The following is a 24,471-nucleotide window of genomic DNA, read 5'->3' on the forward strand; positions in this document are numbered from 1 at the left end:
ACCACCCATGAATCATTGAAAAATTGATTCGGGAATCCTATAAATCGCGGCAAAATCAACAATCTGCCAAAGTAGTGCTAGTTCGAGCCACGCAAATTCCCTATCCAGAAAAAGAAAACGGCGGGCTTTGGGCCCGCCGTTTCGTCTACATAAAACCGAGGTTAAGCCCCGGCATAATAATCCGGATCAATTATCCAAGAAGCTCCGCAGCTTCCGCGACCGCGACGGATGCTTCAGCTTCCGCAGCGCCTTTGCTTCGATCTGACGGATACGCTCTCTCGTCACCGAGAACTGCTGGCCGACTTCTTCCAGCGTGTGGTCGGTGTTCATGCCGATGCCGAAGCGCATGCGCAGGACGCGCTCTTCGCGCGGGGTGAGGGAAGCGAGCACGCGCGTGGTGGTTTCGCGCAGGTTCGACTGGATCGCGGCGTCGATGGGGAGGATCGCGTTCTTGTCCTCGATGAAATCGCCGAGGTGTGAATCCTCTTCGTCACCGACGGGGGTTTCGAGCGAGAGCGGCTCCTTGGCGATCTTGAGGACCTTGCGGACCTTCTCCAAGGGCATGCCGAGCTTTTCGGCGAGCTCTTCCGGGGTCGGCTCGCGGCCGATCTCGTTCAGCATCTGACGGCTCGTGCGCACGATCTTGTTGATCGTCTCGATCATGTGCACGGGGATGCGGATGGTGCGGGCCTGGTCGGCGATCGAACGGGTGATCGCCTGCCGGATCCACCACGTCGCGTAGGTCGAGAACTTGTAGCCGCGGCGGTATTCGAACTTATCGACCGCCTTCATCAGGCCGATATTGCCTTCCTGGATCAGGTCGAGGAATTGCAGGCCGCGGTTGGTGTATTTCTTGGCGATCGAGATCACGAGACGGAGGTTGGCTTCCACCATCTCCTTCTTGGCCTGGCGGGCTTCGCGCTCGCCCTTCTGCACGGAGTGCACGATCTTGCGGAACTCGACGATCTCGAGGCCCGTCAGCGCGGCGAGCTGATGCACCTCGTGGCGGAGGTCCTTGATCCGGTCCTTCTCGTGATGGACGAAATTCTTCCAGCCCTTGGCCGAGAGTTTCGAGACGCGGTTGAGCCAGCGCGGATCGAGCTCGGAGCCGGTGTAGTTGCGCAGGAAGTCTTCGCGGGCGACGCCGTGGCTGTCGGCGAGGCGCATCAGGCGGCCCTCATGCGAGACGAGGCGCTTGTTGATGTCGTAGAGCTGCTCGACGAGGCTGTCGATACGGGCCTGGTTGAGGCGCAGCGACTTCACCTCGACGATGATCTCGTCCTTCAGCTTCTTGTACTTGCGCTCCTGATGCGGCGAGAGCGACTCGTTCTGGAGCTGGTTCTGGATGTCCTGCTCCTGAAGCTTGCGCAGCTTCTTGTAGCTGTCGGCGATCTTGTCGAAGATCTCGACGACCTTCGGCTTGAGCTCGGCCTCGATGGCCGCGAGCGACATCTGGTTCTCGAACTCGTCGTCCTCGTCCATGTCGGCTTCGGCGGCAGACTCCGCAGGATCCTTCTCGGCCTCGCCGACATTGCCGCCGGCAGGCGCGGCACGGAACGGGGTCGGCGCCGGCGGCGCCGCGGGCGGCGCGACATGCGCGGGCGCACCGACGGCAGCGGCAGCCTGGCCTTCGGCCGGCGCTTCGCCGTTCTCGCCATTGGGACCAGCGATCATCGCATTGTTCATGCCGGCCTTGGCGTCGGGACCGGCATAGGTCGCCTCGAGATCGATGATGTCGCGAAGGAAGATCTTGCCTTCGTTGAGTTCGTCGCGCCAGATGATGATGGCCTGGAAGGTCAGCGGGCTTTCGCAGAGGCCCGCGATCATCGCTTCGCGGCCGGCCTCGATGCGCTTGGCGATGGCGATTTCGCCCTCGCGGGAGAGCAGCTCGACGGTGCCCATCTCGCGCAGATACATGCGCACGGGATCGTCGGTACGTTCGCCGGGTTCGCTCTTCTTGACCTCGGTGACGGCCTTTTGCGTGACCTCGACGAGCTCGTTATCGGTCTCGTCCTCGCCGCCCTCGTCCTTGTCCTCTTCGCCTTCGCTATCGTCGGCTTCGGTGACGTTGATGCCCATGTCGGAGAGCATGGACATGATGTCCTCGATCTGCTCCGGCGAGGTCTGGTCGGACGGCAAAACTTCGTTGAGCTGATCGAAGGTCACGAAGCCGCGCTTCTTGGCCTGCTTGATCATCTTCTTCACTGCCGCATCGGACAGATCGAGCAACGGCGACGGCGCGTCCTGGGAGTCCTTCTCCGGCGCGTCCGCTGCCTTGTCGTCCTTTTCCTTGTCCTTCGCCTGCAGCGTCTTTGCCTTGGTGGCCATCCATTGCTCCTAAACGCGTTTCATGCAGACGTGCGCGCGCCCGCGTGAAATCACTTGAACCTGTTGCTCGACGCTCTCGCTTCGCCAGATCTCGACACGGAAAGGGCGGCGCGCACAGATCTCGCCACCCCGACCTTTCTCTCGCCGGATTTGCCTAACGCTTCGTGAGCCTCTTTGTCGCGGCGGATGCAGGTGAAGTGCCAACAGCTGTTGCGCGGATTCATTCCTGACGCGTCTGTTCTGCCTGCGGCCGCGAGGCCAAAGTGCTACAAGACCGTTAAGCCTCGATTAACCCTGTTTTTGCCGCCAAACCTCGGATTTGGCGAGTCTTTTAGCGGTGCCAGCGACGTCCGTCCGCATGATTCTTTCATCACACGCTCTTCTGGAACCGGCCCGACAGCTCGCCAAAACCCTCGATCAGGGCCTCGGTACCGTCGACCTCTCCTATCCGAGCCTTGACGTCACGCAGCCACGCTAAATTGGCCTCGCTGGGGTCCTCCCCCAAGGCCAGCTCGGCGTCCTTCAGCTCTCTAAGTAGTGAATGGTACTGCCGATGCAAGGCAACGAGTTGATGCCAGGTGGCAAGAACGTCGTCCCTCGCGGCGCCCTCGCGGGCGCCCCACACCGCCGCGGTGGTGATGCCGCCCTCAACCCTTTGAAGAAGCTGTGAAAATCCACCTTTTACGATATCGGACCGCATCTTCTCGGCCTGCTCGCCGGGGTCCGGCGAGTGGTGATGGTCGTTGGCGAAAGCGGCGATGATGCCGGCCCTGAGCTTGTGGGCCTCGGGGTGGGCCAGCTCGAGTGCGGCCACTTCCTCAAGGTGATCATCCAGCAGCCAGGGGTGATTGATCAGGCATTGCAGGATCAGGGCCTCCCGGCGGGAGATGGCGCTGCGCTGTCCGCGCATGATCGGGCTCGCCGCCAGCTGGGGGCTCGCCGCCTGGTAGGGGCCTGATGGCAGCGGGGCCGGACCCGGCGGGCCGCGGCGGCCGCCCCCAAATCCTTGCCCGAATCCTTGCCCGAATCCTTGGCCACCGAATCGATTCGCCTGCCCGCCGCGGGGCTGGAAGGGGCGGCCACCACCCCCTTGGCCGAAATTGCCCCTGTTAGCGAAGCCGCCGCGGCCGCCGTCAGGCGAGAAGGTGCGCTGCAGGCGCTCGACGAATTCGTTGCGGTAGTAGCGCCGCACCACCTCGTCGCGGATGCCGTTGGACAATTCCTTGATGCGCGCTTCCAGCGCGGCGCGGCGCTCGGGCGTGGCAAAATTGCCGCCTTCGAGCTCGCGCGACCACAGCATGTCGGCGAGCGGACGGGCCGCCGCGATCACCTCTTCCATCGCGCCGCGTCCGCCGGAGCGCACGAGATCGTCGGGATCCTGCCCTTCCGGCAGCAGCGCGAAACGCAGGCTCTTGCCGGGCGCGAGAAATGGCAAGGCAAGGTCCGCAGCACGATAAGCCGCCTTCTGGCCGGCGCGGTCGCCGTCGAAGCAGAGGATCGGCTCGTCCGCCATCTTCCAGAGCAGCGCCAGCTGGCTCTCGGTGAGCGCGGTGCCGAGCGGCGCGACCGCGCCTGCAAAGCCCGCGGTGACCATGGCGATGACGTCGACATAGCCTTCGACCACGACCAGCGATGCGCCGTCATGGGTGGCTTTGCGCGCGGTCTGGTGATTGTAGAGATTGTCGCCCTTGTGGAAGAGCGGCGTCTCCGGCGAGTTCAGGTACTTTGCCGGAACGTCCTTCTCCAGCGCGCGTCCGCCGAAGGCGATGACGCGGCCGCGCAGATCCGTGATCGGAAACATCACGCGATCGCGGAAGCGATCGTAAGGCACGGGAATGTCGTCGCCGCCGATCAAGAGGCCGGTCTCGACCATGTCCTCGACGGAGACACCGAGCTTGCCGAGATGCTCCTTCAGCGCGAAGCGTTCGGACGAGGCATAGCCGAGGCGGAACTGCAATTGCGTCGCCGGCGAGATGGCGCGGTCGGCGAGATAGCCACGCGCCTTGGCGCCGAGGCGCGAGGCCAGAGTCTCCGAAAAATACTTTGCGGCGAGCTCCATGACGTCATGGAGCGAGCGGCGCCGCTGCTCCTCGCGCGCCGCGTTGGGCGTCACGGCCGGCAGCGGCAGGCCCGCCATGCTGGCGAGCCGCTCGACGGCTTCGGCAAACGGCAGACCGTCGGTCTCCATCACGAAGGTGATGATGTCGCCGTGCTTGCCGGAGGAGAAGTCGTGGTAAAAACCCTTCTGGTCGTTGACGTAGAAGGACGGCGTCTTCTCCTGCTGGAACGGCGACAGCCCCTTCCACTCCCGCCCCGCCTTCTTCAACTTGACGCGCTTGCCCACGACTTCGGAGACCGAAAGCCGGGCACGAAGCTCGTCGAGGAATTGGGGCGTGAAGCGCATGGCCATGGTGTAGCGCGAACCGGGTGAGTCGGGCGAAGGGATCAGGGATATAGGTGCGGGGGACGTAAAAGTCAGGTTTGTCGGGATTATGCGCGCTGTTCACAGCCCCCTCGGTCATTCCGGGGCGCGCGGAGCGCGAGCCCGGAATCCATTCCTCCCAGCATTTCCGCGGCACAATGGATTCCGGGCTCGCGCCAAGTGGCGCGCTGGAATGACGGGAAAAGCTTGAACCCCGCCCGGTTCCACGCTTCCATAGGCCATGTTCAGGACCTTTCGGGGCGGCCAGAGCGGGGGTTGGCGCGTGACCTCGATATCGCCTGTGACGGGCGAGCCCCTGCCCTTCATGCCGGCGCTGTCGGTAACCGACGGCGACGCCGTCGCGCTGCCGCTGGTGCCCTCGCGCAATGCCTGGCGCCTGGTCGGCGTGCCGAGCAATTTGCGCTACACCGAACGGCCCGAGCAGCAGCAGCTCGCCGCGGTGCAGGCCGGTCTCGGCCGGCTGGAGGCGACCAGCGCAGCGCTGATCCCGATCCGCAAATCGCAGGCCTGGTGGGATCTGACGCAGGAAGAGCGGCGCAGGATTTTTGAAGACAAGTCGCACCACATTGCGAGCAGCATGCGCTTCCTGCCCGCCATCGCGCGCCAGCTCTATCACTGCCGCGACCTCGGCGAGCCCTTCGATTTCCTGGCCTGGTTCGAATTCGCGCCCGCGCACGCCTCGCTGTTCGAGGAGCTGGTGGGGATGCTCAGGCAGACCGAAGAATGGAGCTATGTCGAGCGCGAGGTGGACGTGCGCGTGGTGAAGGAAGTGCTGTCGGCCTAGTGGTCCAGGAAGCGGCCGGATTCGATGTGCGGCAGGTTCGTCACCGGCCAGTTGTAGACATAGGTCCAGGCCGGCGCGGTCGCGCCATCCGCGCCTGTTACGTCGACCAGCCGGCGCAGATACTCCGTCGGCTCCGGAAAACCCTCGCCACAGGCCTCATACATGTCGAGCTCGCGCAGGAGCTCATCGCCGGCGCGCAAGCGGAAGAGCTCGCCATGCACGACGTCCGAGGATACCTCGGACAGCAGCAATCCCGGATAATGCTTCACCAGCACCAGCCGGCCCCGGCACGTCGCCTCGCCCAGAAAATCCGCATGCTGCGCCAACAGCCGCGCCATCGGATGGTCGAAGCCGCGCATCAGGGTGCCGTAGACGAAGAGACGATCGGAGGTCATGAGGCTCTATAGCTGGCAATGTTGTGGAGTGACAGAGCTGTACATTCGCTGTCGTCGCGGCGAAGGCCGTGGGTGTCTACACGACCTCCGCTTCCAACTCCTCGCCGCGCTCCTCGGCCGAAACCACCCTGACGCTGACGTCCATGACGTCGAACGCATCCTGGGTGCCGATATAGATGCCGTGCAGCGGAATGGCCTGGCGCGGATCGCGCGCGACCGCAACGCGGATGAGGTCGCGGGTGCCGACGATGCCGTTGGTCGGATCGAACTCGATCCAGCCCGCGCTCGGCAAGTACACCTGCACCCAGGCATGGGTCGAGCCGCCGCCGACATGGTGCTGGGCGATGTCCTCGGGGACGAAGACATAGCCGGAGACGAAGCGAGCGGCGATGCCTAGCCGGCGCAGCGCCTCGATCATGAACAGCGCATAGTCGCGGCAGGTGCCGGTGCCTCGCCGCAAGGTATCGGACGGCGCCTGCGTGCCGGGCTCGTGACGCCTTTGGTATTTGAACTGCTCGCGGATCGCATGCGTGATGCGGCTGAGGATATCGAAGGTTGGCGAAAGTGCATTCTCGTCGAGAAAACCGCGCACCCAGGCCGCGACCTTGCCCTCGGCATCGGGGTATTGCGGCGTGATGTACTGGACGAGATCGGGCAATTCCGCGTCGTCATAGACGAAGGGATAGAAGTAGGCGGGATCGTCGGGCGTCAGCGCGAACTCGTCGACCGGATTGTGCTCGACGGTGACGCGCCAGTCGAAGATCAGGCGATCGGCGCGCGCGTCGAAATCGGCGATCGCGACCGAATTGCCAAACACGTCGTGGATCCAGCGCAGCGACATCGGCTGCGGCGAGATATCGAGCCTGGAGGCGAGCACGCGCAGATCATGGCCATCGCTCGGACGCAGCATGAATCTGTGTTCGCCGAAGGCCACGGGACTGACGTAGCGATATTCGGTCTTGTGATGAATCGTCAGCAGCGGCATCGTCGGGAGATCATGGTGATGTTGGGCAGACCTGATATTAACGCTTGTTGCCCAATGTCCGGGGCGACTGCTTTTTCGATAGGCAATCAGGATGGCTTTCAACACAGCCGGGGCGACGGATCAACTCCTTGGCGACGACGATATTCCGCCAGTGCATGAGGTGAATGCAGAGGGGACATCGCCCTTTCTGCTCACATCGGACCATTACGGCCGCATTCTGCCGCGTGCGCTCGGCGATCTCGGTGTATCGGAAGACGAGCTTGTCAGGCACATCGCCTGGGACATCGGCATCGCCGGCGTCGCGGAGCGGCTCGCAAACATGCTTAACGCGCATCTGATCGCGCAGCGCTATTCGCGGCTCGTGATCGACTGCAACCGCTCGCCCGGCGTGGCGAGCTCGATCCCCGTCATTTCCGAAGCGACCGCGATCCCGCGCAACGAAGGCATCTCGGACGGTGAACGCGCGGCACGGCGGCGCGAGATCTTCGAGCCCTATCATCAGCGCATCGACGCGGTGATCGACAGCCGGATCCACGCGAAGCAGCCGACGGTGCTGGTGTCGCTGCACAGCTTCACGCCCGTCTATGCCGGCGTTGCGCGGCCCTGGCACATCGGCGCGCTCTACAATCGCGACAAGGTGCTGCCGCAGCTGCTGCTGAAGCACTTGCGCTCTGAGGGCGATCTCGTCGTCGGCGACAACGAGCCCTATGCGGTGAGCGATCTCAGCGACTACACCATCCCCGTCCATGGCGAGGCGCGCGGTCTCGTCAACACCGGCATCGAGATCCGCCAGGACCTGATCGCGGACCAATCCGGCCAGCAGCAATGGGCCGAGCGGCTGGCGCGGATCTTCGCGGAGATCGAGGTGGAGTTGAAGCCGGCGCTGCTGGTCGGCTAGCCGCCGCGCCTCGCCACGAACAGCGCGAGCGCGGCGAAGGTTCAAGCTTACTTGGCCCGGATCAGCGCCAGCCAGATGCCGCCGCCGATCATGAAGCCGCCAGAGACGCGCGACACCAGGCGGGTGCGGCGCGCCGAGAAGAAGCCGCGGACCTGGCCGGCAAGCAGCGCGTAGATTCCGTCGGTCAGGCCGGCCAGCACCATGAAGGTGATGCCGAGCACCAGGACCTGCGACAAATGATCCTTGCTCATGTCCATGAATTGCGGAATGAACGCACCGAAGAACACCAGCAGCTTCGGGTTCGACAACGCCACGACAAAGCCCTGCAAAAGAAAGCCGCCGCGAGGGGGAGGCGGCGGCGCGTCCGCGTCGACGCCCTGCACCGGAGAGCGGATCAGCTTGATGCCGAGCCAGACCAGATAGGCCGCGCCCGCAAAGCGCACCCAGTTGAACCAATAGCCCATCGTCGCCATCAGCGTGGTGAGGCCGACGGCAAGGATGCCTATCACGATCAACAGCCCCATCTGCACGCCGAGAATGTTGGTCAGCGCGGCACGCGTGCCATGGCGCAGGCCGTTGGCGATAACGAGGGTCACGATCGGCCCCGGCAGCAGCGCGAGCGCAATGCAGGCGGCGATGAAAGCGAGATAGGCTTGCATGGACATCATGGGGAGAACTCTGCTGATGGCGGTGTTTGCGGGTATTAATGCATGACAACTAGTTTCCGTCCAGCGCAGCGACGACCCACGCTTTCATCTCCCGGGTCTCGAGAAAAGCGAGCGCCGCACGCTGCATCGCGTTGGCATTACCCCGCCCCTGCGCCGCCGCAACGAAGAGATCGCAGCGCCGCGAGAGCGCAACACCGACCGCGGCGCGGCTAGTGCCGTCAAGGATCGCAAGATCATAGCGCCGCGCACGGCCGTGCATCTCGCCGACATGCACGACTTCACCCGGCGCAGTCGCGCTAAAGCGCGGGGTGATCAGATCGATATCGGCGACGCGATCGACCTCGTCGTCATCGGCGACACCGCTGTCGCAATTGCAAAAGCCGCGTTTGGCGCGAACGTAGAGCTCGGCGCCGTCGCAAGCCCCTCCCTCGCAGTGGAACGCACGCCCAGCGGGCCAGCCGTCGCGCGGGAACGGCCAGGCGATCTCGCGCCATCGGGCAGATGGCGGCGCAGACGACGGCGCAAGCTGATAGGCACCGACACCTGACGCGCAGAGCGCCATCAGGGTGGCCGCAATCGCCGCCGCGCGCCGCATCGTCAATTCTTCGGCAAGCCGGCGACGGCCCGCGCCGCTCCGGCCAGTTCGAGGATGTGCAGGCCGGTGTTGGCACGATCGACGATGTAGATGTAGCCGCGATCGTCGGTCTCGACATTGTTGGTTTGGATCGCGACCTTGCAGCGCTCGCCGCCCTCCACGGGAATGCAGCGCTTGTCGGTCGCCTGCGTGATCGCCGGGATGAAATAGCCGACTTCCTTGGGATGATAGGGATCGCGGATGTCGAGCGCGCGAACGCCGGCGTTGAAGAAGGCGATGAAAGCCATCTTCTTGTAATAGACCGGCGCCATGCTCTCATTCGACGAATGCGAGCCGAAACGGCCGCCGCGCTGGCAGAACTGTCCGCTGGCCTCCGGCACGGTGTAGCTCGAGATCATCATCGGCCGCGTCTCGGTGGTGACGTCGGCGAACCACACCATCTGCCTGGCCTCGCCGCATTCGTTGAGGATCGCCTCATCCACGATCATGACGATGTCGCGCGTCTTGCCGTCCTTGTCCTCGGCAAACTCAGCGACGGGCATATCGAGCATCGGAAACGTCGTGTGCGCGCCGTTGAAGGCGGACATCGGCAGCCGCGATATCTCGGGAAAGCGCAGATTGTCGGGCGTCGGCTCCTTCGGCCCCGTCAGCAGCTTCTCGCGATCGACGATCTGCAGGATGCCGCCCTTGTTGGTGCCATAGCCGAAATAGACGCGGTTGCCGTTCGGCCCGGTCGAGATCGGTCCGTGCAATTCGGTCGGCACCGCGCCGGTCGACCCGGGCTCCTGGCCGGGCAGGCCAAAGTCGCGGATCTTTTGCGGATGCGCCGGATCCGAGAGATCGTAGATCTGCGTCATGCGCCGCGTGCGCCAGTCCGGCGCGCCCGAGACGAGATAGGCAATGCCGGTGTCGCATTCCCACCAGCTCTTGTGCGTGTCCTTCAAGCCGCCGAGGCGCGTGATCAGCGCGGGGTTGGCGGGATCGGCGACGTTCCAGATCTCATGCGCCTGGCTGCCGAAGGTGCGCAACATGTAGACCGCGTTGGGATCGCCCTTCGGCAAGGTCTTGCCGTCGCACACGCGCACCATCTGCGCGCCGCCGGATTCATATTTGCCCTCCTGCCCCGGCAGGTGCCTGAGATATTTGGGATGCGCGGGATCGGTGACGTCGATGATCGAGGTCCCGTTCGGCTCCGCCTTGCCGGTCATCGGATTGACAGGCGCCAGCACGTCATCGGTGCCGCCATGATGACCGATATAGGCGATCCAGCGGTCGCCCTGATGATGGATGGTCGGCTGATAGGCGCTGCGCCCCTGAAGATCGTTGCTGCCGACGAGCTTCATGTTCGACGCCTCAGGCGGCGCGCCGATCGTCTGCTTCTGGGCGTGAACAAAAGTGCTGCCGGCGAAAAAGACGAGGGCGGCAGCAGTCAAGACGCAACGGAACATCAAGGTCCTCCCCGGAACCAATCTGCGTTGGCTGAGCGTCAAGGTTAGCACAGCCGATCGCACGCGCCAAAGACACCATCTTGACAGGCAACCATTTGGTTGCCTAATATCGCCGCCATGGATGAAGTCTTCAAAGCGCTCGCCGACACATCGCGACGGTCGCTGCTGGACCGGCTTCACGCCAGGAACGGCCAGACGCTAAACGAGCTTTGCGAAGGCCTCGCGATGACGCGCCAAGCCGTGACGAAACACCTGGTCATTCTGGAAGAGGCCAATCTGGTCACGACCATCAAGCATGGCCGCGAGAAGCTGCACTATCTCAACCCGGTGCCGATCCACCAGATCGGCGAGCGCTGGATCAGGAAATTCGAGCGCGGCAAGCTCGCCGCACTCGGCGAATTGAAACGCCAGCTGGAGAAGCGTGATGAGTAAGCCACAATTCGTCTATGTCACCTACATCGAGACCACGCCGGAAAAGCTGTGGCAGGCGCTGACGTCAAGCGAGTTCACCAGGCAATATTGGTTCGGCGCCGAGGTCCGCTCCGACTGGAAGGTCGGCTCGCCCTTTGCGCTTTCGCTGGACGGCGAGGTCACCGATTCAGGCGAAATCCTCGAGGCCGATCCGCCGCGACGGCTGTCCTACAGCTTCAAGCATCTGAAATATGAAGAACTGCGCGGCGAGCCGATCTCGCGCGTCGTCTTCACCATCGAACCCTTCGGACCGGTCGTGCGTTTGACCGTGCTGCATGATGGCTTCATCGAGGGCGGCAAATATCTCGGCGCCGTCTCCAACGGCTGGCCGGCCATTCTGTCGCAGCTCAAGAGCCTGCTCGAGACCGGCAAGCTGCTCAACATCACGCGCGCAGCCCTCAACAAGGGATTCGACGCAAAATGAATCTCGACCAGTTCAAGCCCCTCACGGTCTACACCATCTACATCGCCTCGACGCCGGAGAAGGTGTGGGAGGCCCTCACCTCGGCCGAATTCAGCCGAAAGTATTTTTCGGGCTTCGCCGTGGAGATGCAGCCGAAGCTCGGCGGCACGTTTGTCGTGCGCGCGCCTGACGGCTCGGAGCACATTTCTGGTGAAGTCTTCGAATACGATCCGCCGAGGAAGCTGACGGTGACATGGAACGTCAACTGGCCCGACCTCGTCGCCAAGCTCGGCACCACGCTCGTGACCTACGAGATCGAGCAAGCCGGAGAAGCCGTCCGTCTCATCATGAGCGAACGCCACGATCGCGATCTCAGCGACGACATCCTCTCCGGCGGCCGCGCCGGCTGGCCGGCGATCCTGTCGGGGCTGAAGAGCCTGCTGGAGACAGGAAAGGCGCCGCAGATCAAGACAGCACCGCCGGCACGGATGCTGGCGGCGCTGAAGGCGATGGGGATCAAGACGCCGTAGTGGCCAGAATCTGCGGCCTCATCGCTTCTTCTTCACCGGCGGTGGATGAATCTCGTCGATCTTGCGATGGCAATCCGCTTCGGAGTCGTGCGGGCCCGAGACGAAGGTCCCGCTGACCTTGATTGCGTACCAGCCCGACTCCACGCCGAGCCGGAGCGCTTCTTCTGTCTTGACGTGCCGTGGGGAGAGAGTTTGCATCAGGTGCTTTCGGTTGGCGTTCGTTCACATCGAACTGCAGTGAAATCTTTCAGGCATCCGTCGTGATCAGCAGCATCCACGGGTGTGAAGGATGAGTTTGTTCACATTGCCCGCGCATATTCGTCGCGTCGCGTGCGCGCAAAGACGGCTGTTCTTTCCGACATTGGCGCACCGTGCGCGCAATCACAGCAATTAGCTATCGTTTTCTCGCCCCGCCCCGGGCTTTTGCAGCGCCGAATGCTCTGTCAGTCGAATAACGCCGGCGAAACGGACGAATAGCCCGTTTCCGTTGCGTCCGGCGCCTCTTTTATGCCACCGGCACCACCAGCCGCCGATAGAGATGCCATGTCGCATGCCCGAGCACCGGCAGCGTCACCACCAGGCCGAGGAAATACGGCAGCGCCGACACGATCAGCAGGATCACGATGACAGCGGCCCAGCCGATCATCGGCAGCGGGCTCGTCACCACCGCGCGCACGCTCGTCACCATCGCGGTGACGAAATCGACCTCGCGATCGAGCAGCAGCGGAAACGACACCACGGTCAGTGAAAACAGGATCAACGACAACGCCGCGCCGACCGCATTGCCGATCGCGAGGAACAGCAAGCCCTCGTTGGTGGTCAGCACCACCGTCATGAATTCCTGCAAGCTCGAGAACGAGGCGTGCAGGCCCAGCAACAATGCGATCAACAGCCGCACCTGGTACATCCAGATCACGAACACGAACAGCGTGACGAAGGCCATCCATCCGATTTCGCTGCGCGAGCGGATCGCCGACCAGATCGCGCCGAAAGAGACGGGCTCGCCGCGCTCGCGGCGGCGGCTCACCTCATAAAGGCCGATCGCGACGAAGGGCCCGATCAGGGCAAAACCGGCCGCCAGCGGATAGACGAGATAGACCATGCCGAAGGCGGTGAGGCAGAGCATGATGGTGATGCCGCCGGCGGCGTAGAGCGCGCCGAAGCAGAGCCCGTAAATCGGCAGCGCCTGGAAATCGCGCAGGCCCTCGACCAGCGACTCGGCGATGTCGGTCGCCGCAACAGGACGCACCACCGGATCGACCTTGCCCGAGATGGACATCAGCTTCCTCCGCTCATCGGCGCGATCTTTTGCCGCGCGCAGGGCGCAATATTAGCGTCACTGCGCGCGGGCGCAACTTGATGCCTGATAGCGGGAGGTCGCCAGCGACACCGCAACGCGCCGGTGGCAAAATCTTTAGCCTTCGGTACTATATTTCGCACCGACGCCTATGGACGGGGCAGACGATCGTGCCGCAAATTGTACCTCCAACAGCGGACCGGCAGATCGATGAGCCTGCGTACCCGGTTACTGATCCTCGTCATCGCGGCCATGCTGGTGCCGGCGAGCCTCGTCGGCTTGCGCTTCGTGCAGAACCGGACCAGCGAGATCAACGCTGCGCTGGCCAATCTCGTCGCTTCAGCCGACGACATTGCCAGCGATCTCGACGAGAAGATCCAGGGCACTGCCCAGCTTGACTATGGCCTTGCCCGCGCCCGCGATCTCGACACAAGCGACAAGGCGGCGTGCTCTGCGTTTCTGTCCGATGTGCGCGAGGAGTATCCGCAGTTCACGGGAATCTTGACGATTAATCCGGACGGCAGCCTGTTCTGCGACTCGCTCCGCAGCAACCGCACGCTCGATCTGAATGATCGTGCCTATTTCAGGCAGGCGAAGGTCTCGCAAGGTACCGTCGCGCTGGAGCCGGTGTTCGGCCGCCTGACCGGACTGTCGGTCCTCCAGATTGCCTATCCGGCGCGCTCTGACGCCGGCGCGCTGAAATTCGTCCTGCTCGCCTCGTTCAACCTGAACAAGTTCGCGGAGTTTCACGACAGGCGGTTGCTCGCCGAGAAGGAGATCCTGTTCGTCGACAGCAAGGGTACGGTGCTGGTCGCCCCCAAGGGCGGCGGCTGGAGCGATCCGGTCGGCGCGTCGATCGCCGGCTCCGATCTGTTTCGCTTTGCGGCGTCGTCGCCCGATGGTGCGGCATCTCGCGAGGTCACCGATCGCACGGGCCACACGCAGGTCTGGGCTGTCGCCCGCTCGCCGTCGATCCGCAAGGCCGGCCTTTATATTATCGTTGGACGCTCCAAGGACGGACTGGTCGCGGCGGCGAACCGCCGGCTCTACGAGGATCTGGCGATCCTCGCGGTGGCCTCGCTGCTGCTGCTCGCCGGCGTCTGGATCCTCGCAACCGTCAGCGTCGGACGCCAGGTCGGCCGGCTCGCCACGATGGCGAAGCGGCTGGGGCTCGGCGATCTCAGCGCACGCATTCCGCCGCCGCATCCGCGCGGGGAACTCGGCGGATTGATGATGCTGCTCAACGACACCGCGGAGTCGCTCGAGCAGCAGCGCGCCGCCATCGCCGACCTCAGCCACAAGCTCAGCCAGTCCCAGAAGATGGAGGCCATGGGCCAGCTCACCGGCGGTGTGGCGCATGACTTCAACAATCTCTTGACCGTCATCCTCGGCAACTCCGAGCATCTCGCCGACAGGCTGGCGGACAACAAGGAACTGCACCAGATCGCGAGCGATATCGCGACGGCGGCCGAGCGCGGCTCCGACCTGACGCGAAGCCTGCTCGCCTTCGCGCGCAAGCAGCCCTTAAGACCGCGCGAGATCGACATCGCCGAGAAGGTCGTCGGCATGGAGCAGTTGCTGCGCCGGTCGCTCGGCGAGCACATCGAATGCAGCTTCGCCTTCGGCGCCGATCTGTGGCCGGCCAGCGTCGATCCAAGCCAGCTCGCAACCGCCTTGCTCAACCTCGTGCTCAACGCGCGCGATGCCATGCCCGACGGCGGCAGACTGACGGTCGAGGTGCGCAATATTTCGCTCGGTTCGTCCGAACTCGACGTCGACGGCGAGCCGCGGCCCGGCGATTACGTCATGGTGGCCGTAACCGACACCGGCTGCGGCATGGCAGCTGATGTCGCGAACCGCGCGTTCGAGCCGTTCTTCACCACCAAGGAGGTCGGCAAGGGCACAGGCCTCGGCCTGAGCATGGTCTACGGGTTTGCGCAACAGTCCGGCGGACTCGTGCAGCTCCAGTCCGAGCCCAGGGAAGGCAGCGTCGTCAGGCTGTTCTTCCCACGTATCGCTTCGGCGCCGAACGAGGAGCCGGCTCCCGCGGAACCGATCCTCCCACCCGAGGCAAGCGGGACCATTCTCGTGGTCGAAGACGACGATATGGTGCGCGCCTATGTCGAGAGCGAGCTGCGGACGCTCGGCTACCGTGTCATCGCGACGTCGAACGGGCCCACGGCGCTGGATGTCCTGCGCGAGCCCGGCGACATCCATCTGCTGTTCACGGATGTCGTGATGCCCGGCGGCATGTTCGGACCGGAACTGGCGCGGCAAGCTACAGCGCTGCGGCCTGACCTCAAAGTGCTGTTCACCTCCGGCTACAGCCAGACTCCGGTCAAGACTCCCGACGGGATCGACGCCCGCATTCTGACAAAACCGTTCAAGCGGCAGGACCTCGCCGCGATGCTGCGGTCCGCGTTGTCGGCGCCATCGCGCTAACGAGATATGAGCAGCAGCGCGACGCCGAGATTGGCCGCAAACAGCGTTGCATCGATGACGAAGATCCTGAGCATCGGGCCTTTCAGCACCGGCCAGTAAGCCACCCCGACGCGTCCGCCGCGCATCAGCACGGGAAGATTATAGGCGAATTGGCTGAAATGGCAGGCGGCGAAGAACAGAAACAGCGCAAGCTGCGCTTCGACCGGCTGGAAGAACGACGGACGCGCCGCCAGCAAATAGAACGAGAGTAGACCGATCGGCAGATTCATCCCGCCGAGGAAAGCTACGCTGGCCGCCAGCGTCGGCGCGATCGGATTGCTGCGCTCTTCCCGAGGCAGCAGGATCTTCAACGTGTTCGTTTGCGCGATACTGAACTGGATGAAAGCGCCACCGAACCACAGCGTGTTGAGCAGCAGGACGAAATCCGAAAGGTGCATGATCATTTTCCAACACAAGCCTCTTCCGGCTCACGAGGAAATTGGCAAAGCTTACCTTTCATGTCAACACTATTGACCTGAAAGCCGATCAGTTATTGTCGGCGATCGTCTTCATGACGGCCATCCAGGCCGCCGCGCCGCGGGCGCCGACGCGATCAAATGCCTTGCGCATGACCTCGCGCTCATGCCCCGAGGCCGTTTGCTCGATGCGCTGCCCCGCAGCCGTCAGACGCAACAGTTTCGAGCGATGCTGCTCGGGCGACCGCTGCGACGTCAGCAGCTTGCGTTCCAGCAACAGAGTGAGCGGCCGGTTCAGCGCCTGCTTGGAAATGCCGAGGATCTCGATCAGCGACCCGATGGCGATATCCGGCCGGCGCGCCACCACGTAGAGAATGCGATGGTGCGAGCGCGACAGGCCCTGCTTTGCCAGATAGTCGTCGGCCTCCAGCGTCATCCCGCGCCAGCCATAATACATGAGCTCCAGCGCCGCATCGAGATCATCGAGCTTCGCAAGTGAGGCGCGGTGCAGCCCCGCGGCGTGAGACGTCTTCGGCATTGTCGGAAGCTAACCTCTTGCCCGCAGTTCGCGCCGCAGCACCTTTCCCGTCGCCGTCATTGGCAGGGTCTCCGCGAATTCCACGTAACGCGGATATTCGTGGGCCGCGAGCTGCACCTTGACGAACTCCTGGATTTCGCGCGCGAGCGCATCATCAGCGGCAAAGCCCGGGCGCAGCACGATCCAGGCCTTGATCGATTCGGTGCGGATCGGATCGGGAATGCCGACCACCGCAGCCATCGCCACCGAAGGATGCTTCATCAACGTATGCTCGATCTCGGACGGACCGACGCGATAGCCGGCCGTGGTGATGACGTCGTCCTCGCGGCTGACATACCAGAAATAGCCGTCGTCATCCTGCACGCCGAGATCGCCGGTCAGCAGGAATTCCCCGGCGTACTTCTTCGCCGTCGCGTCCGGGTTACGCCAGTATTCGAGCATGGTCACGGGGCATGGCTGGCGAACGCCGATAATGCCGCGCTGGCCGCGCGGCTGCTCCTCGCCCTTGTCGTTGACGATACGGACGTCGAACCCCGGCGTCGCCTTGCCCATCGAACCGGGCCGGATCGGAAACAGATGGGCGTTGCTGCCGATCACGAGATTGCACTCGGTCTGGCCGAACACTTCGTGCGCATCGATGCCAAAGGTGTCCCGCACCCAGCCGAGCAGCTCGCCGCCGAGCGATTCACCGCCGGTGAAAATACTGCGCAGCTTGACGCCGGGATGTTTGACGCCCGCCTGCCGCATCAGCTTCAGCGCGGTCGGCGGCAGGAAGACGTTGCGGACGCCGAGATCGGCCATCATCTGCATCGCCGCCTGCGGCTCGAATTTTCGCGCGCGATGTCCGACCAGCGGAATGCCGTGATACCAGAAGGCGAACAGGCCGTTGATGAGGCCGCCGATCCAGGCCCAGTCTGCCGGCGTCCACATCAGGTCGCCGGGACGCGGCAGGAAGTTGTGACACATCTCGACGTTGGGCAAATGGCCGAGCACGACGCGATGCGCATGCAGCGCGCCCTTCGGATTACCTGTGGTGCCCGAGGTGTAGATGATCAGCGCGGGATCGTCGGCGGAGGTGTCGACATTGGCAAAATCCTCGGACGCGGTTTCGATTGCCGACCAGAACGGTTTCGCGCCGGCGTGCACGGCGCCGCTCGTGACGTAGATGTCCTGCAGATAAGGCAGCCGTTCGCGGATCTTTGTGAGCTTCTCCCAGCCTGCCTCGTCCGTGATGATCGCCTTCGCTTGCGAATTCGACAGTCGGAATTCCAGCGCATCCTCGCCGAACAGCGTGAACAGCGGGATCGAGATCAGCCCGGAGCGGAACGCCGCCAAATGCGCGATCGGCAGCTCCAGCGACTGCGACTGGAACACCGCGACGCGATCGCCACGCGAAAGCCCGTCCGCCTTCAGCACATTGGCGAAGCGGCGCGACATCTCCGCGACCTCGTCGAAAGAGGTGCGCGTGGTGGCACCAACCTCGTCGACATAAACAAGCGCCAGCCGGCCGGTGCCGTCGGCATGGCGATCGCAGCACGCCTCCGCGATGTTGAAGCGCGCCGGGATGTTCCAGCGGAAGTTACGATAGAGCTCGTCGTAGGTTGCGGCTTCGGTCAGCATGACTCAGCGCACCGTCGCGAAGAATTTTCTGATATCGCGCACGAACAGCTCGGGCTGCTCGAAAGCCGCAAAGTGCCCGCCCTTCTCCATCTCGCTCCAATGCGTGATATCCAGAAAATTCGGCTCCATCCAGCGCCGCACCGGCGTGATGATCTCCTTGGGAAACACGGCGACACCGGTTGGCACGGTCACCTTGGGCGTCGTGCGGCGCTTGCCAAAACTCTCCCAGTAGAGCCGCGCCGACGAGGTCGCCGTCTCCGTCGTCCAGTAGAGCATGACGTTGTCGAGCAGCTCGTCCTTGTCGAAAATGTTCTCGGGGTGGCCGTTGCAATCGGTCCAGGCCCAGAATTTTTCCAGGATCCAGGCGGCCTGCCCGCTCGGCGAATCCGTGAGGCCATAGCCAAGCGTCTGCGGCCGCGTCGATTGCTGTTTTGAATAGCCGGAGTCCAGATCGACGTAATGCTTGAGACCGGCCAGCGCGCGCTTCTCCTCCGGCGTCGGATCGCCATCGACCTTCGGCGCGGCGTTGAAGGCGAGCGTGACGTGGATGCCGGCGCAATGCTCCGCATCCTGTGCGCCGAGCGAGGTCGTCACCGCCGAGCCCCAGTCGCCGCCTTGCGCGCCGTAGCGCGTATAACCCAGCCGATCCATCAGCTTGGCCCAGGTTGCGGCGATGCGGTCGACGCCCCAGCCAGTGGTCTTGGGTTTTGCAGAGAAGCCGAAGCCCGGCAAGGAAGGACAGATCACATGGAAGGCGTCGGCGGGATTGCCGCCATGCGCAGCCGGATCGGTGAGCGGCGCGATCACCTTCTGGAATTCCACGATCGAGCCGGGCCAGCCGTGGGTGATGATCAGCGGCAGCGCGCCCGCTTCCTTCGAACGGACATGCAGGAAGTGGATGTCGAGCCCGTCGATCCCGGTGGTGAACTGGTCGAAGCGGTTGAGCTTTGCCTCACGTGCGCGCCAGTCGTAACCGTTCGCCCAGTAGGCGCATATCTCCTGGATCCATTTCAGCGGCGCGCCCTGGCTCCAGTCATCGACCAGCTCGGCCTCGGGCCAGCGCGTGCGGGCGAGGCGCGATTTGAGATCGGCGAGAATGTCGTCGCTGATGGCGATGCGGAAGGGTCTGATGGCGGTCATCGGTTGGCTCCCGATTTTGTCTATCAGGAGAGAGTAGACCGGATCTCAACCGCGACAAAGGTGCCCATCCTCCCCTCGAGGGGGAGCAGCTAGCCCGACAGCGCGGCCTTCACGAGGCCGCTGGCCTTGCCGAAATCCATCTGTCCTGCGTACTTCGCGCGCAGCACCGCGATCACCTTGCCCATGTCCTTCATGCCGGCAGCGCCGGTCTCAGCGATGGCATCCGAGATCGCCTTCTTGACCTCGTCGTCCGACATCTGCTTCGGCAGATAGGCCGAGATCACCGCGATCTCCTCGCGCTCCTGCGCGGCCAGCTCGGCGCGGCCGCCCTTGTCGTAGAGCTCGACGGCCTCCTGCCGCTGCTTGATCATCTTCTGCAGCACGGCCAGCAGATCGGGGTCGGACAGCGGCGGCTTGCCCTGGCCGCGGGCGTCGATGTCGGCGTTCTTGATGGTCGAGTTGACCATGCGCAGCGTGGAGAGCTTGCGCTCCTCCTTGGCCTTCATGGCCTCCTTGACCGCATTGTTGATGTCGTCGCGCAGCATGATCGTCGTCCTCTCAATCTTCGGCCCTGATCTAAGCCGTTCGCGGGAAAGAGGCCATAGCGGACCTGTCACGGGGGGTTCATTGTTTCCCGCCTGATGGCCAAAACGGCGCAAAATTTCAGGACTCACCCTAAGTCCCTGAAGAGACCTGTCAAATATGCAAAAACGCATGTGAATCCGGCGTTTCCCGCTTTGACGGGCGCGAGTTGGGGGCTTATGAAGCGGGCTCATGACACAACATGACAACGATCCCGCCTGGCCGGACCATAAACCGACCGCGCTCCTCGTGCTCGCCGATGGCACGGTGCTTGAAGGCTTTGGTCTCGGCGCCGAAGGCCACGCCGTCGGTGAAGTCTGCTTCAACACCGCGATGACCGGCTATGAGGAAATCCTCACCGATCCCTCCTATGCCGGCCAGCTCATCACCTTCACCTTCCCGCATATCGGCAATGTCGGTACCAACGAGGAAGACATCGAGACGGTGAACATGGCCGCGACGCCAGGCGCGCGCGGCGTGATCCTGCGCACCGCGATCACCGCCCCCTCGAACTACCGCGCCACCAAGCATCTCGACGCCTGGCTGAAGGCACGCGGCATCATCGGCCTTTCCGGCATCGACACGCGGGCGCTGACCGCGCTGATCCGCAGCAAGGGCATGCCCAATGCCGTGATCGCGCACGCCAAGAACGGCGAGTTCGATCTGCACGGCCTGAAGGAAGAAGCGCGCGAATGGCCCGGCCTCGAGGGCATGGACCTCGTGCCGATGGTCACCTCCGCCCAGCGCTTCACCTGGGACGAAACGCCCTGGCTCTGGGACAAGGGTTTTGGCCGTCAGGACAAGCCCGAGTTCAACGTCGTCGCGATCGACTACGGCATCAAGCGCAACATTCTGCGCCTGCTCGCCGGCGTCGGCTGCAAGGTGACGGTGGTGCCGGCGACGACGTCGTCTGAAGACATTCTGGCGATGAAGCCGGACGGCGTCTTCCTGTCCAACGGTCCGGGCGATCCGGCCGCCACCGGCAAATACGCCGTGCCTGTGATCCGGGACGTCATCAAGTCGGGCACGCCGACCTTCGGCATTTGCCTGGGTCACCAGATGCTCGGCCTCGCCGTCGGCGCCAAGACGAAGAAGATGCATCAGGGCCATCACGGCGCCAATCATCCCGTCAAGGACGAGACCACCGGCAAGGTCGAGATCACCTCGATGAACCACGGCTTTGCCGTGGACGAGACGACGTTGCCAAAGGGCGCGACCCAGACCCACATCTCGCTGTTCGATGGATCCAATTGCGGCATCCAGCTCGACGGCAAGCCGGTGTTCTCGGTGCAGTATCACCCGGAGGCATCACCGGGCCCGCGCGACTCGCACTATCTGTTCCAGCGCTTCGCCGATCTGATGCGGCAGAAGAAGAGCGCGTAAAGACTCTATCAGGCCGGCGGATGAGACCGCCGGCTATGGCGCCGTCACGGACGCATGAACATGAAGTCCGTGTCAGGATCGCAATTCTCGGCGATGAAGCGCAGCTCGGCCTTGATATCGGTGACGGACCTCGTCTCCAGATATTTCGAGATCACGAGATTGAGCAAGGCGCGACAGACGGCTTCGTGACCGAGACCTGAGGTCTCGGCCTCATCGAGGGCCGCCGAAAAATGACGCTGCGCAACGTCGGATGCGTACATGGCGTTCCATCCCATTTCTCCCGGAATTGCGTGCCTTCGAACGGCGACTGGCGCCTTGATCTCCGTCAAGCCAGCGTATGGACTGGCGACAGGAACAAAGGGCGCTCGCGCTGTCTTGACTCCTCGTCCAATGCTCCCGGGAGCCCATCCATGTCGGTCGTCCGCGACTATGCCGAGCCGCTCGCCATCGTCTTCGAGAACGACGGGCTCGTGCCGAACAACATTCTTCCCTTCCTCATCTACCAGGGCGCGGTGACGCTCGATCCAAAGCAGCCTGAACAGGCCATCGAAAACCTGTTCGAGACGAACAATTGGGGCGGCACATGGCGCAACGGCGTCTACGATTATCTGCATTACCACGCGACGGTGCATGAGGTGCTCGGCGTCGCGCGCGGCCGTGCCCGCGTTCGATTCGGTGGGGACTATGGCCAGGAGCTGGAGATCAAAGCGGGCGACATCGCGATCCTGCCGGCCGGCACAGGGCATCAGTGCATCACAGCGAGCGATGATTTCTGCGTGATCGGCGCCTATCCGCCGGGATCGAAGATGGAGATCACGCGGGCAACGCCCGAGAACCATGCCAAGGCGCTGAAGACGATTCCAAACGTCGCGCGGCCGCCGGCCGATCCGGTGACGGGAAGGCACGGCGCCTTGATGCGGTTGTGGCGGTAGCGGCAACGAAGGTACGCAGGGTGGATTAGCGAAGCGTAATCCACCTCTTCCTTTCCCGTTGAAACAGACGTGGTGGATTACGCCTACGGCTAATCCACCCTACGGCACTTGTGCCCTTACGCCTCGTTGCCGCCCTCCTGCCGCGTGGCTTCGAACAAGAACCACGTCCGCCGCTCGGTCTCGTCGATGAAGACTTCGAGGATGCTGGCGCTGGCGACATCACCGGCGTCGTCGCAGACCTCATGCGCCTTGCGCATGCTAGCGGCGACGTGCTTGTTGTCCTGCATCAGCTCGCGCAGCATCTCGCGCGGCGGGACATAGTCCTCGTTATTGTCCTTGATGGTCTGGAGCTTTGCGACCTGGCCGATCGACTTCAGCGTGGTGCCGCCGATCTTGCGGACGCGCTCGGCGAGCTGGTCGGTGGTGGCGAAGATCTGGTCGGACTGCTCGTCCAGCAAGAGATGATAGTCCCGGAAATGCCGGCCGCTGATGTGCCAGTGGAAATTCTTGGTCTTGAGGTACAGCGCGAACGCATCGGCCAGAAGCACGTTGAGCGCCTCGGAAACCTTGTTGACCGCCTGGGGCTGCAGATCAGTGGGGGTGTCGAGATCGGGCGAGACCTTGTTGGGGGCTTTGCTCACGGGAAACCTTCCTGTTAGGACGCGGACATTGACGGCGCGCCGTCGCACCCCTAACGCAAGGCAGGCAGCGCGGTTCCCGGACAGGAACCCCCGGGCGGGATATCATGGACGATTGGATCGATTATTACGACTCGACGCACACGATCTATGTCAGCAAGTTGCATCGCGATTTGCACTTCCAGATCATCGCGCGGGACATCATCGGCTACATCACCTCGCCCGATGCGACGGTGCTCGACTATGCCTGCGGCGAGGCGCTCTCGGCCAGCCAGGTGGCGTCAGCCTGTGGCCAGCTGATTCTGGCCGAGCCCGCGCCGGGTGTGCGCGGCCGGCTGATCGCACGGTTTGCGCCCGACACCAGGATCCGCGTCCGCTCGCTCGACGACGTCAGCAAGATGCAGGACCAGTCAATCGACCTCGTCGTGATGAACTCGGTCGCGCAATACATGACATCCGAGGAGCTCGATGCCGCGCTCCGCAATGTGAGGCGGATCCTGAAGCCATCAGGCAAGCTGGTGCTCGGCGATATTCTCCAGCCGCACGTCGGCATGTTCAGGGACGTGGCGGCACTGCTGTCGTTCGGACTTCGTCACGGCTTCCTGAAGGATGCGCTGATCGGGCTCGTCAGCACTGCGCTGTCGGATTACCGTCATTTGCGGTCGCGCATCGGATTGCAGCGCTACAGTGAGGACGAGATCACGGCCAAGCTGAAAGCGGCGGGCTTTGCCAGCCAGCGTGCCAACACCAATATCGGCCACAACCGCTGGCGCATGACCTTCATCGCCCGGCCTCCGCTGGTGCGTTAAGCATAACCACCACCTGAGGTGGCTTGTCGCACCTCGATCGGCAATGATCGCCGCGGCCCGGTGGCGGAAGCGTCTACGCGAGAGCGGTGCATTGCTCTTCATCCTGGTTCAAATCCAGGCCGGGTCTCCAGCCTTCGCGGCTGACGCCGCTTCGGCTCGGCAAGCCCATCGTAGCGAAGGCTGCCGCGGCGAAGCCCGAAGGGCGAAGCCGGGCGTGGCGCAGACAGACTAGTCCGCCTCAACCACATCACACTCCGCAACAAGCTGAAGCCGGTCCGCATCCTTCGCCGCTGACTTGAGCACGGCATCGAGCAGGCCCGGAAAGCGCGCATCGAGATCCTCGCGACGCAGCCGCATGAAGCGGTTCGTGCCTGCGACGCGCGTCTGCATCAGCCCGCAATCGCGCAGCTTCGCGAAGTGATAGGTGAGGTTCGACTTGCCGGCGAGGCCGTTGAAGTCGCCGCAGCAGAGCTCGCTGCTGACACGTTCCTGCTGGGCGAGCTGATAAACGATCGCGAGCCGGATCGGATCGCTCAGGCAATCCAGAACCAGCGGCAGCTCGATCTGCTCTCGCGTGGGATGGGGCGGCGTGCGGCTCATGATGCGGGGAATCATAGCGATGCTGGCCCAATGTTCAATAGTTCTTGAACCAATTGACTCTCAAATCAGCTTATTCGATAGTTCAAT

26 protein-coding genes and 1 tRNA gene are annotated in these 24,471 nt (G+C 63.5%); 10 read left to right on the plus strand and 17 right to left on the minus strand.

Annotated features, from left to right (window positions below; translation table 11 throughout):
- Positions 1-186: 186 nt before the first annotated feature.
- Both rpoD and dnaG read right to left on the minus strand, forming a co-directional pair.
- Positions 187-2,328, minus strand: a complete 2,142-nt coding sequence (gene rpoD, locus L6639_RS25375) for an RNA polymerase sigma factor RpoD (RefSeq protein WP_237864373.1) — start codon at positions 2,326-2,328, stop codon at positions 187-189.
- Positions 2,329-2,698: 370 nt separating this feature from the next.
- Positions 2,699-4,732: a DNA primase gene (dnaG, locus tag L6639_RS25380; protein ID WP_237864654.1), complete on the minus strand. Its 2,034-nt coding sequence runs from the start codon at positions 4,730-4,732 to the stop codon at positions 2,699-2,701.
- A gap of 259 nt (positions 4,733-4,991) precedes the next feature.
- Here dnaG and L6639_RS25385 point away from each other — a divergent pair, with 259 nt between their 5' ends.
- The gene (locus L6639_RS25385) at positions 4,992-5,555 is read left to right on the plus strand and encodes a chlorite dismutase family protein (protein WP_237864374.1); all 564 of its coding nucleotides are present in this window, start codon (positions 4,992-4,994) and stop codon (positions 5,553-5,555) included.
- On the opposite strand, the gene L6639_RS25390 is transcribed toward L6639_RS25385, so the two are convergent.
- Complete coding sequence (locus L6639_RS25390) at positions 5,552-5,950, minus strand: gamma-glutamylcyclotransferase family protein (protein WP_237864375.1); 399 nt, start codon at positions 5,948-5,950, stop codon at positions 5,552-5,554. The two genes, L6639_RS25385 and L6639_RS25390, sit on opposite strands and share 4 nt — an antisense overlap.
- Positions 5,951-6,026: 76 nt before the next feature.
- Complete coding sequence (locus L6639_RS25395; protein ID WP_237864376.1) at positions 6,027-6,935, minus strand: transglutaminase family protein; 909 nt, start codon at positions 6,933-6,935, stop codon at positions 6,027-6,029.
- A 91-nt stretch (positions 6,936-7,026) separates the two neighbouring features.
- Between L6639_RS25395 and L6639_RS25400 the strand changes: the two genes are divergently transcribed.
- A complete protein-coding gene (locus L6639_RS25400) occupies positions 7,027-7,833 on the plus strand; it encodes an N-formylglutamate amidohydrolase (RefSeq protein WP_237864377.1) in 807 nt (268 codons plus the stop codon).
- Positions 7,834-7,880: 47 nt separating this feature from the next.
- On the opposite strand, the gene L6639_RS25405 is transcribed toward L6639_RS25400, so the two are convergent.
- The 3 genes from L6639_RS25405 to L6639_RS25415 are packed head-to-tail and all read right to left on the minus strand — an operon-like array spanning position 7,881 to position 10,544.
- The gene (locus tag L6639_RS25405; RefSeq protein ID WP_237864655.1) at positions 7,881-8,498 is read right to left on the minus strand and encodes a LysE family translocator; all 618 of its coding nucleotides are present in this window, start codon (positions 8,496-8,498) and stop codon (positions 7,881-7,883) included.
- A gap of 52 nt (positions 8,499-8,550) precedes the next feature.
- Positions 8,551-9,096: a hypothetical protein gene (locus L6639_RS25410; RefSeq protein ID WP_237864378.1), complete on the minus strand. Its 546-nt coding sequence runs from the start codon at positions 9,094-9,096 to the stop codon at positions 8,551-8,553.
- Between the two features lie 2 nt (positions 9,097-9,098).
- Positions 9,099-10,544: an LVIVD repeat-containing protein gene (locus L6639_RS25415; protein WP_237864379.1), complete on the minus strand. Its 1,446-nt coding sequence runs from the start codon at positions 10,542-10,544 to the stop codon at positions 9,099-9,101.
- A 117-nt stretch (positions 10,545-10,661) separates the two neighbouring features.
- On the opposite strand from L6639_RS25415, the gene L6639_RS25420 reads away from it, so the two are divergent.
- From L6639_RS25420 to L6639_RS25430, 3 genes are read left to right on the plus strand one after another with little or no spacing between them, the layout of a single operon-like run.
- Positions 10,662-10,976: an ArsR/SmtB family transcription factor gene (locus L6639_RS25420; protein WP_237864380.1), complete on the plus strand. Its 315-nt coding sequence runs from the start codon at positions 10,662-10,664 to the stop codon at positions 10,974-10,976.
- A complete protein-coding gene (locus L6639_RS25425) occupies positions 10,969-11,439 on the plus strand; it encodes an SRPBCC family protein (RefSeq protein ID WP_237864381.1) in 471 nt (156 codons plus the stop codon). The genes L6639_RS25420 and L6639_RS25425 overlap by 8 nt, the downstream gene beginning before the upstream one ends.
- Complete coding sequence (locus L6639_RS25430) at positions 11,436-11,948, plus strand: SRPBCC family protein (RefSeq protein WP_237864382.1); 513 nt, start codon at positions 11,436-11,438, stop codon at positions 11,946-11,948. The genes L6639_RS25425 and L6639_RS25430 overlap by 4 nt, the downstream gene beginning before the upstream one ends.
- Positions 11,949-11,966: 18 nt before the next feature.
- Here L6639_RS25430 and L6639_RS25435 read toward each other — a convergent pair whose 3' ends face one another.
- Together L6639_RS25435 and L6639_RS25440 are read right to left on the minus strand one after the other, a co-directional pair.
- On the minus strand, positions 11,967-12,146 hold the full coding sequence (locus L6639_RS25435) for a hypothetical protein (RefSeq protein WP_237864383.1): 180 nt from the start codon (positions 12,144-12,146) through the stop codon (positions 11,967-11,969).
- Positions 12,147-12,453: 307 nt separating this feature from the next.
- Positions 12,454-13,227 carry a DUF2189 domain-containing protein gene (locus tag L6639_RS25440; RefSeq protein ID WP_237864384.1) on the minus strand — a complete coding sequence of 258 codons (774 nt, stop codon included), beginning with the start codon at positions 13,225-13,227 and terminating at the stop codon, positions 12,454-12,456.
- 228 nt (positions 13,228-13,455) lie between these two features.
- Here L6639_RS25440 and L6639_RS25445 point away from each other — a divergent pair, with 228 nt between their 5' ends.
- A complete protein-coding gene (locus L6639_RS25445; protein WP_237864385.1) occupies positions 13,456-15,687 on the plus strand; it encodes an ATP-binding protein in 2,232 nt (743 codons plus the stop codon).
- On the opposite strand, the gene L6639_RS25450 is transcribed toward L6639_RS25445, so the two are convergent.
- The 5 genes from L6639_RS25450 to L6639_RS25470 all read right to left on the minus strand — a co-directional run bounded on the left by L6639_RS25450 (position 15,684) and on the right by L6639_RS25470 (position 19,985).
- A complete protein-coding gene (locus L6639_RS25450; protein ID WP_237864386.1) occupies positions 15,684-16,124 on the minus strand; it encodes a hypothetical protein in 441 nt (146 codons plus the stop codon). The two genes, L6639_RS25445 and L6639_RS25450, sit on opposite strands and share 4 nt — an antisense overlap.
- Before the next feature lie 88 nt (positions 16,125-16,212).
- Positions 16,213-16,680, minus strand: a complete 468-nt coding sequence (locus tag L6639_RS25455) for a MarR family winged helix-turn-helix transcriptional regulator (RefSeq protein ID WP_237864387.1) — start codon at positions 16,678-16,680, stop codon at positions 16,213-16,215.
- Between the two features lie 9 nt (positions 16,681-16,689).
- Entirely contained in the window at positions 16,690-18,300 is a 1,611-nt protein-coding gene (locus L6639_RS25460; RefSeq protein WP_237864388.1) for an acyl-CoA synthetase, read from the minus strand.
- A 3-nt stretch (positions 18,301-18,303) separates the two neighbouring features.
- Entirely contained in the window at positions 18,304-19,440 is a 1,137-nt protein-coding gene (locus L6639_RS25465) for an epoxide hydrolase family protein (protein ID WP_237864389.1), read from the minus strand.
- Positions 19,441-19,529: 89 nt separating this feature from the next.
- Positions 19,530-19,985, minus strand: coding sequence for a GatB/YqeY domain-containing protein (locus tag L6639_RS25470; RefSeq protein WP_237864390.1), 456 nt, complete (start codon positions 19,983-19,985; stop codon positions 19,530-19,532).
- Between the two features lie 229 nt (positions 19,986-20,214).
- Here L6639_RS25470 and carA point away from each other — a divergent pair, with 229 nt between their 5' ends.
- The gene (gene carA, locus L6639_RS25475; protein ID WP_237864391.1) at positions 20,215-21,405 is read left to right on the plus strand and encodes a glutamine-hydrolyzing carbamoyl-phosphate synthase small subunit; all 1,191 of its coding nucleotides are present in this window, start codon (positions 20,215-20,217) and stop codon (positions 21,403-21,405) included.
- A gap of 44 nt (positions 21,406-21,449) precedes the next feature.
- Here the strand turns inward: carA and L6639_RS25480 are convergent, their stop codons facing one another.
- Complete coding sequence (locus tag L6639_RS25480) at positions 21,450-21,665, minus strand: hypothetical protein (protein ID WP_237864392.1); 216 nt, start codon at positions 21,663-21,665, stop codon at positions 21,450-21,452.
- A 150-nt stretch (positions 21,666-21,815) separates the two neighbouring features.
- On the opposite strand from L6639_RS25480, the gene L6639_RS25485 reads away from it, so the two are divergent.
- Positions 21,816-22,337, plus strand: a complete 522-nt coding sequence (locus L6639_RS25485; protein ID WP_237864393.1) for a cupin domain-containing protein — start codon at positions 21,816-21,818, stop codon at positions 22,335-22,337.
- A 116-nt stretch (positions 22,338-22,453) separates the two neighbouring features.
- On the opposite strand, the gene L6639_RS25490 is transcribed toward L6639_RS25485, so the two are convergent.
- The gene (locus L6639_RS25490) at positions 22,454-22,978 is read right to left on the minus strand and encodes a Dps family protein (RefSeq protein ID WP_237864394.1); all 525 of its coding nucleotides are present in this window, start codon (positions 22,976-22,978) and stop codon (positions 22,454-22,456) included.
- Positions 22,979-23,082: 104 nt separating this feature from the next.
- Between L6639_RS25490 and L6639_RS25495 the strand changes: the two genes are divergently transcribed.
- Both L6639_RS25495 and L6639_RS25500 read left to right on the plus strand, forming a co-directional pair.
- A complete protein-coding gene (locus L6639_RS25495) occupies positions 23,083-23,784 on the plus strand; it encodes a class I SAM-dependent methyltransferase (protein WP_237864395.1) in 702 nt (233 codons plus the stop codon).
- Between the two features lie 54 nt (positions 23,785-23,838).
- Positions 23,839-23,914 (plus strand) — tRNA-His (locus L6639_RS25500).
- A 98-nt stretch (positions 23,915-24,012) separates the two neighbouring features.
- Here L6639_RS25500 and L6639_RS25505 read toward each other — a convergent pair.
- Positions 24,013-24,384, minus strand: coding sequence for an ArsR/SmtB family transcription factor (locus L6639_RS25505; protein WP_237864396.1), 372 nt, complete (start codon positions 24,382-24,384; stop codon positions 24,013-24,015).
- Between the last annotated feature and the right edge of the window lie 87 nt (positions 24,385-24,471).

Source organism: Bradyrhizobium zhengyangense (assembly GCF_022012555.1).
GTDB classification, from domain to species: Bacteria; Pseudomonadota; Alphaproteobacteria; order Rhizobiales; family Xanthobacteraceae; genus Bradyrhizobium; species Bradyrhizobium zhengyangense.

Coding starts and splice junctions, on each gene's coding strand:
- rpoD (WP_237864373.1), bottom strand. CDS start 2,328: ATGGCCACCAAGGCAAAGACGCTGCAGGCGAAGGACAAGGAAAAGGAC.
- dnaG (WP_237864654.1), bottom strand. CDS start 4,732: ATGCGCTTCACGCCCCAATTCCTCGACGAGCTTCGTGCCCGGCTTTCG.
- L6639_RS25385 (WP_237864374.1), top strand. CDS start 4,992: ATGTTCAGGACCTTTCGGGGCGGCCAGAGCGGGGGTTGGCGCGTGACC.
- L6639_RS25390 (WP_237864375.1), bottom strand. CDS start 5,950: ATGACCTCCGATCGTCTCTTCGTCTACGGCACCCTGATGCGCGGCTTC.
- L6639_RS25395 (WP_237864376.1), bottom strand. CDS start 6,935: ATGCCGCTGCTGACGATTCATCACAAGACCGAATATCGCTACGTCAGT.
- L6639_RS25400 (WP_237864377.1), top strand. CDS start 7,027: ATGGCTTTCAACACAGCCGGGGCGACGGATCAACTCCTTGGCGACGAC.
- L6639_RS25405 (WP_237864655.1), bottom strand. CDS start 8,498: ATGTCCATGCAAGCCTATCTCGCTTTCATCGCCGCCTGCATTGCGCTC.
- L6639_RS25410 (WP_237864378.1), bottom strand. CDS start 9,096: ATGCGGCGCGCGGCGGCGATTGCGGCCACCCTGATGGCGCTCTGCGCG.
- L6639_RS25415 (WP_237864379.1), bottom strand. CDS start 10,544: ATGTTCCGTTGCGTCTTGACTGCTGCCGCCCTCGTCTTTTTCGCCGGC.
- L6639_RS25420 (WP_237864380.1), top strand. CDS start 10,662: ATGGATGAAGTCTTCAAAGCGCTCGCCGACACATCGCGACGGTCGCTG.
- L6639_RS25425 (WP_237864381.1), top strand. CDS start 10,969: ATGAGTAAGCCACAATTCGTCTATGTCACCTACATCGAGACCACGCCG.
- L6639_RS25430 (WP_237864382.1), top strand. CDS start 11,436: ATGAATCTCGACCAGTTCAAGCCCCTCACGGTCTACACCATCTACATC.
- L6639_RS25435 (WP_237864383.1), bottom strand. CDS start 12,146: ATGCAAACTCTCTCCCCACGGCACGTCAAGACAGAAGAAGCGCTCCGG.
- L6639_RS25440 (WP_237864384.1), bottom strand. CDS start 13,227: ATGTCCATCTCGGGCAAGGTCGATCCGGTGGTGCGTCCTGTTGCGGCG.
- L6639_RS25445 (WP_237864385.1), top strand. CDS start 13,456: ATGAGCCTGCGTACCCGGTTACTGATCCTCGTCATCGCGGCCATGCTG.
- L6639_RS25450 (WP_237864386.1), bottom strand. CDS start 16,124: ATGCACCTTTCGGATTTCGTCCTGCTGCTCAACACGCTGTGGTTCGGT.
- L6639_RS25455 (WP_237864387.1), bottom strand. CDS start 16,680: ATGCCGAAGACGTCTCACGCCGCGGGGCTGCACCGCGCCTCACTTGCG.
- L6639_RS25460 (WP_237864388.1), bottom strand. CDS start 18,300: ATGCTGACCGAAGCCGCAACCTACGACGAGCTCTATCGTAACTTCCGC.
- L6639_RS25465 (WP_237864389.1), bottom strand. CDS start 19,440: ATGACCGCCATCAGACCCTTCCGCATCGCCATCAGCGACGACATTCTC.
- L6639_RS25470 (WP_237864390.1), bottom strand. CDS start 19,985: ATGCTGCGCGACGACATCAACAATGCGGTCAAGGAGGCCATGAAGGCC.
- carA (WP_237864391.1), top strand. CDS start 20,215: ATGACACAACATGACAACGATCCCGCCTGGCCGGACCATAAACCGACC.
- L6639_RS25480 (WP_237864392.1), bottom strand. CDS start 21,665: ATGTACGCATCCGACGTTGCGCAGCGTCATTTTTCGGCGGCCCTCGAT.
- L6639_RS25485 (WP_237864393.1), top strand. CDS start 21,816: ATGTCGGTCGTCCGCGACTATGCCGAGCCGCTCGCCATCGTCTTCGAG.
- L6639_RS25495 (WP_237864395.1), top strand. CDS start 23,083: ATGGACGATTGGATCGATTATTACGACTCGACGCACACGATCTATGTC.
- L6639_RS25505 (WP_237864396.1), bottom strand. CDS start 24,384: ATGAGCCGCACGCCGCCCCATCCCACGCGAGAGCAGATCGAGCTGCCG.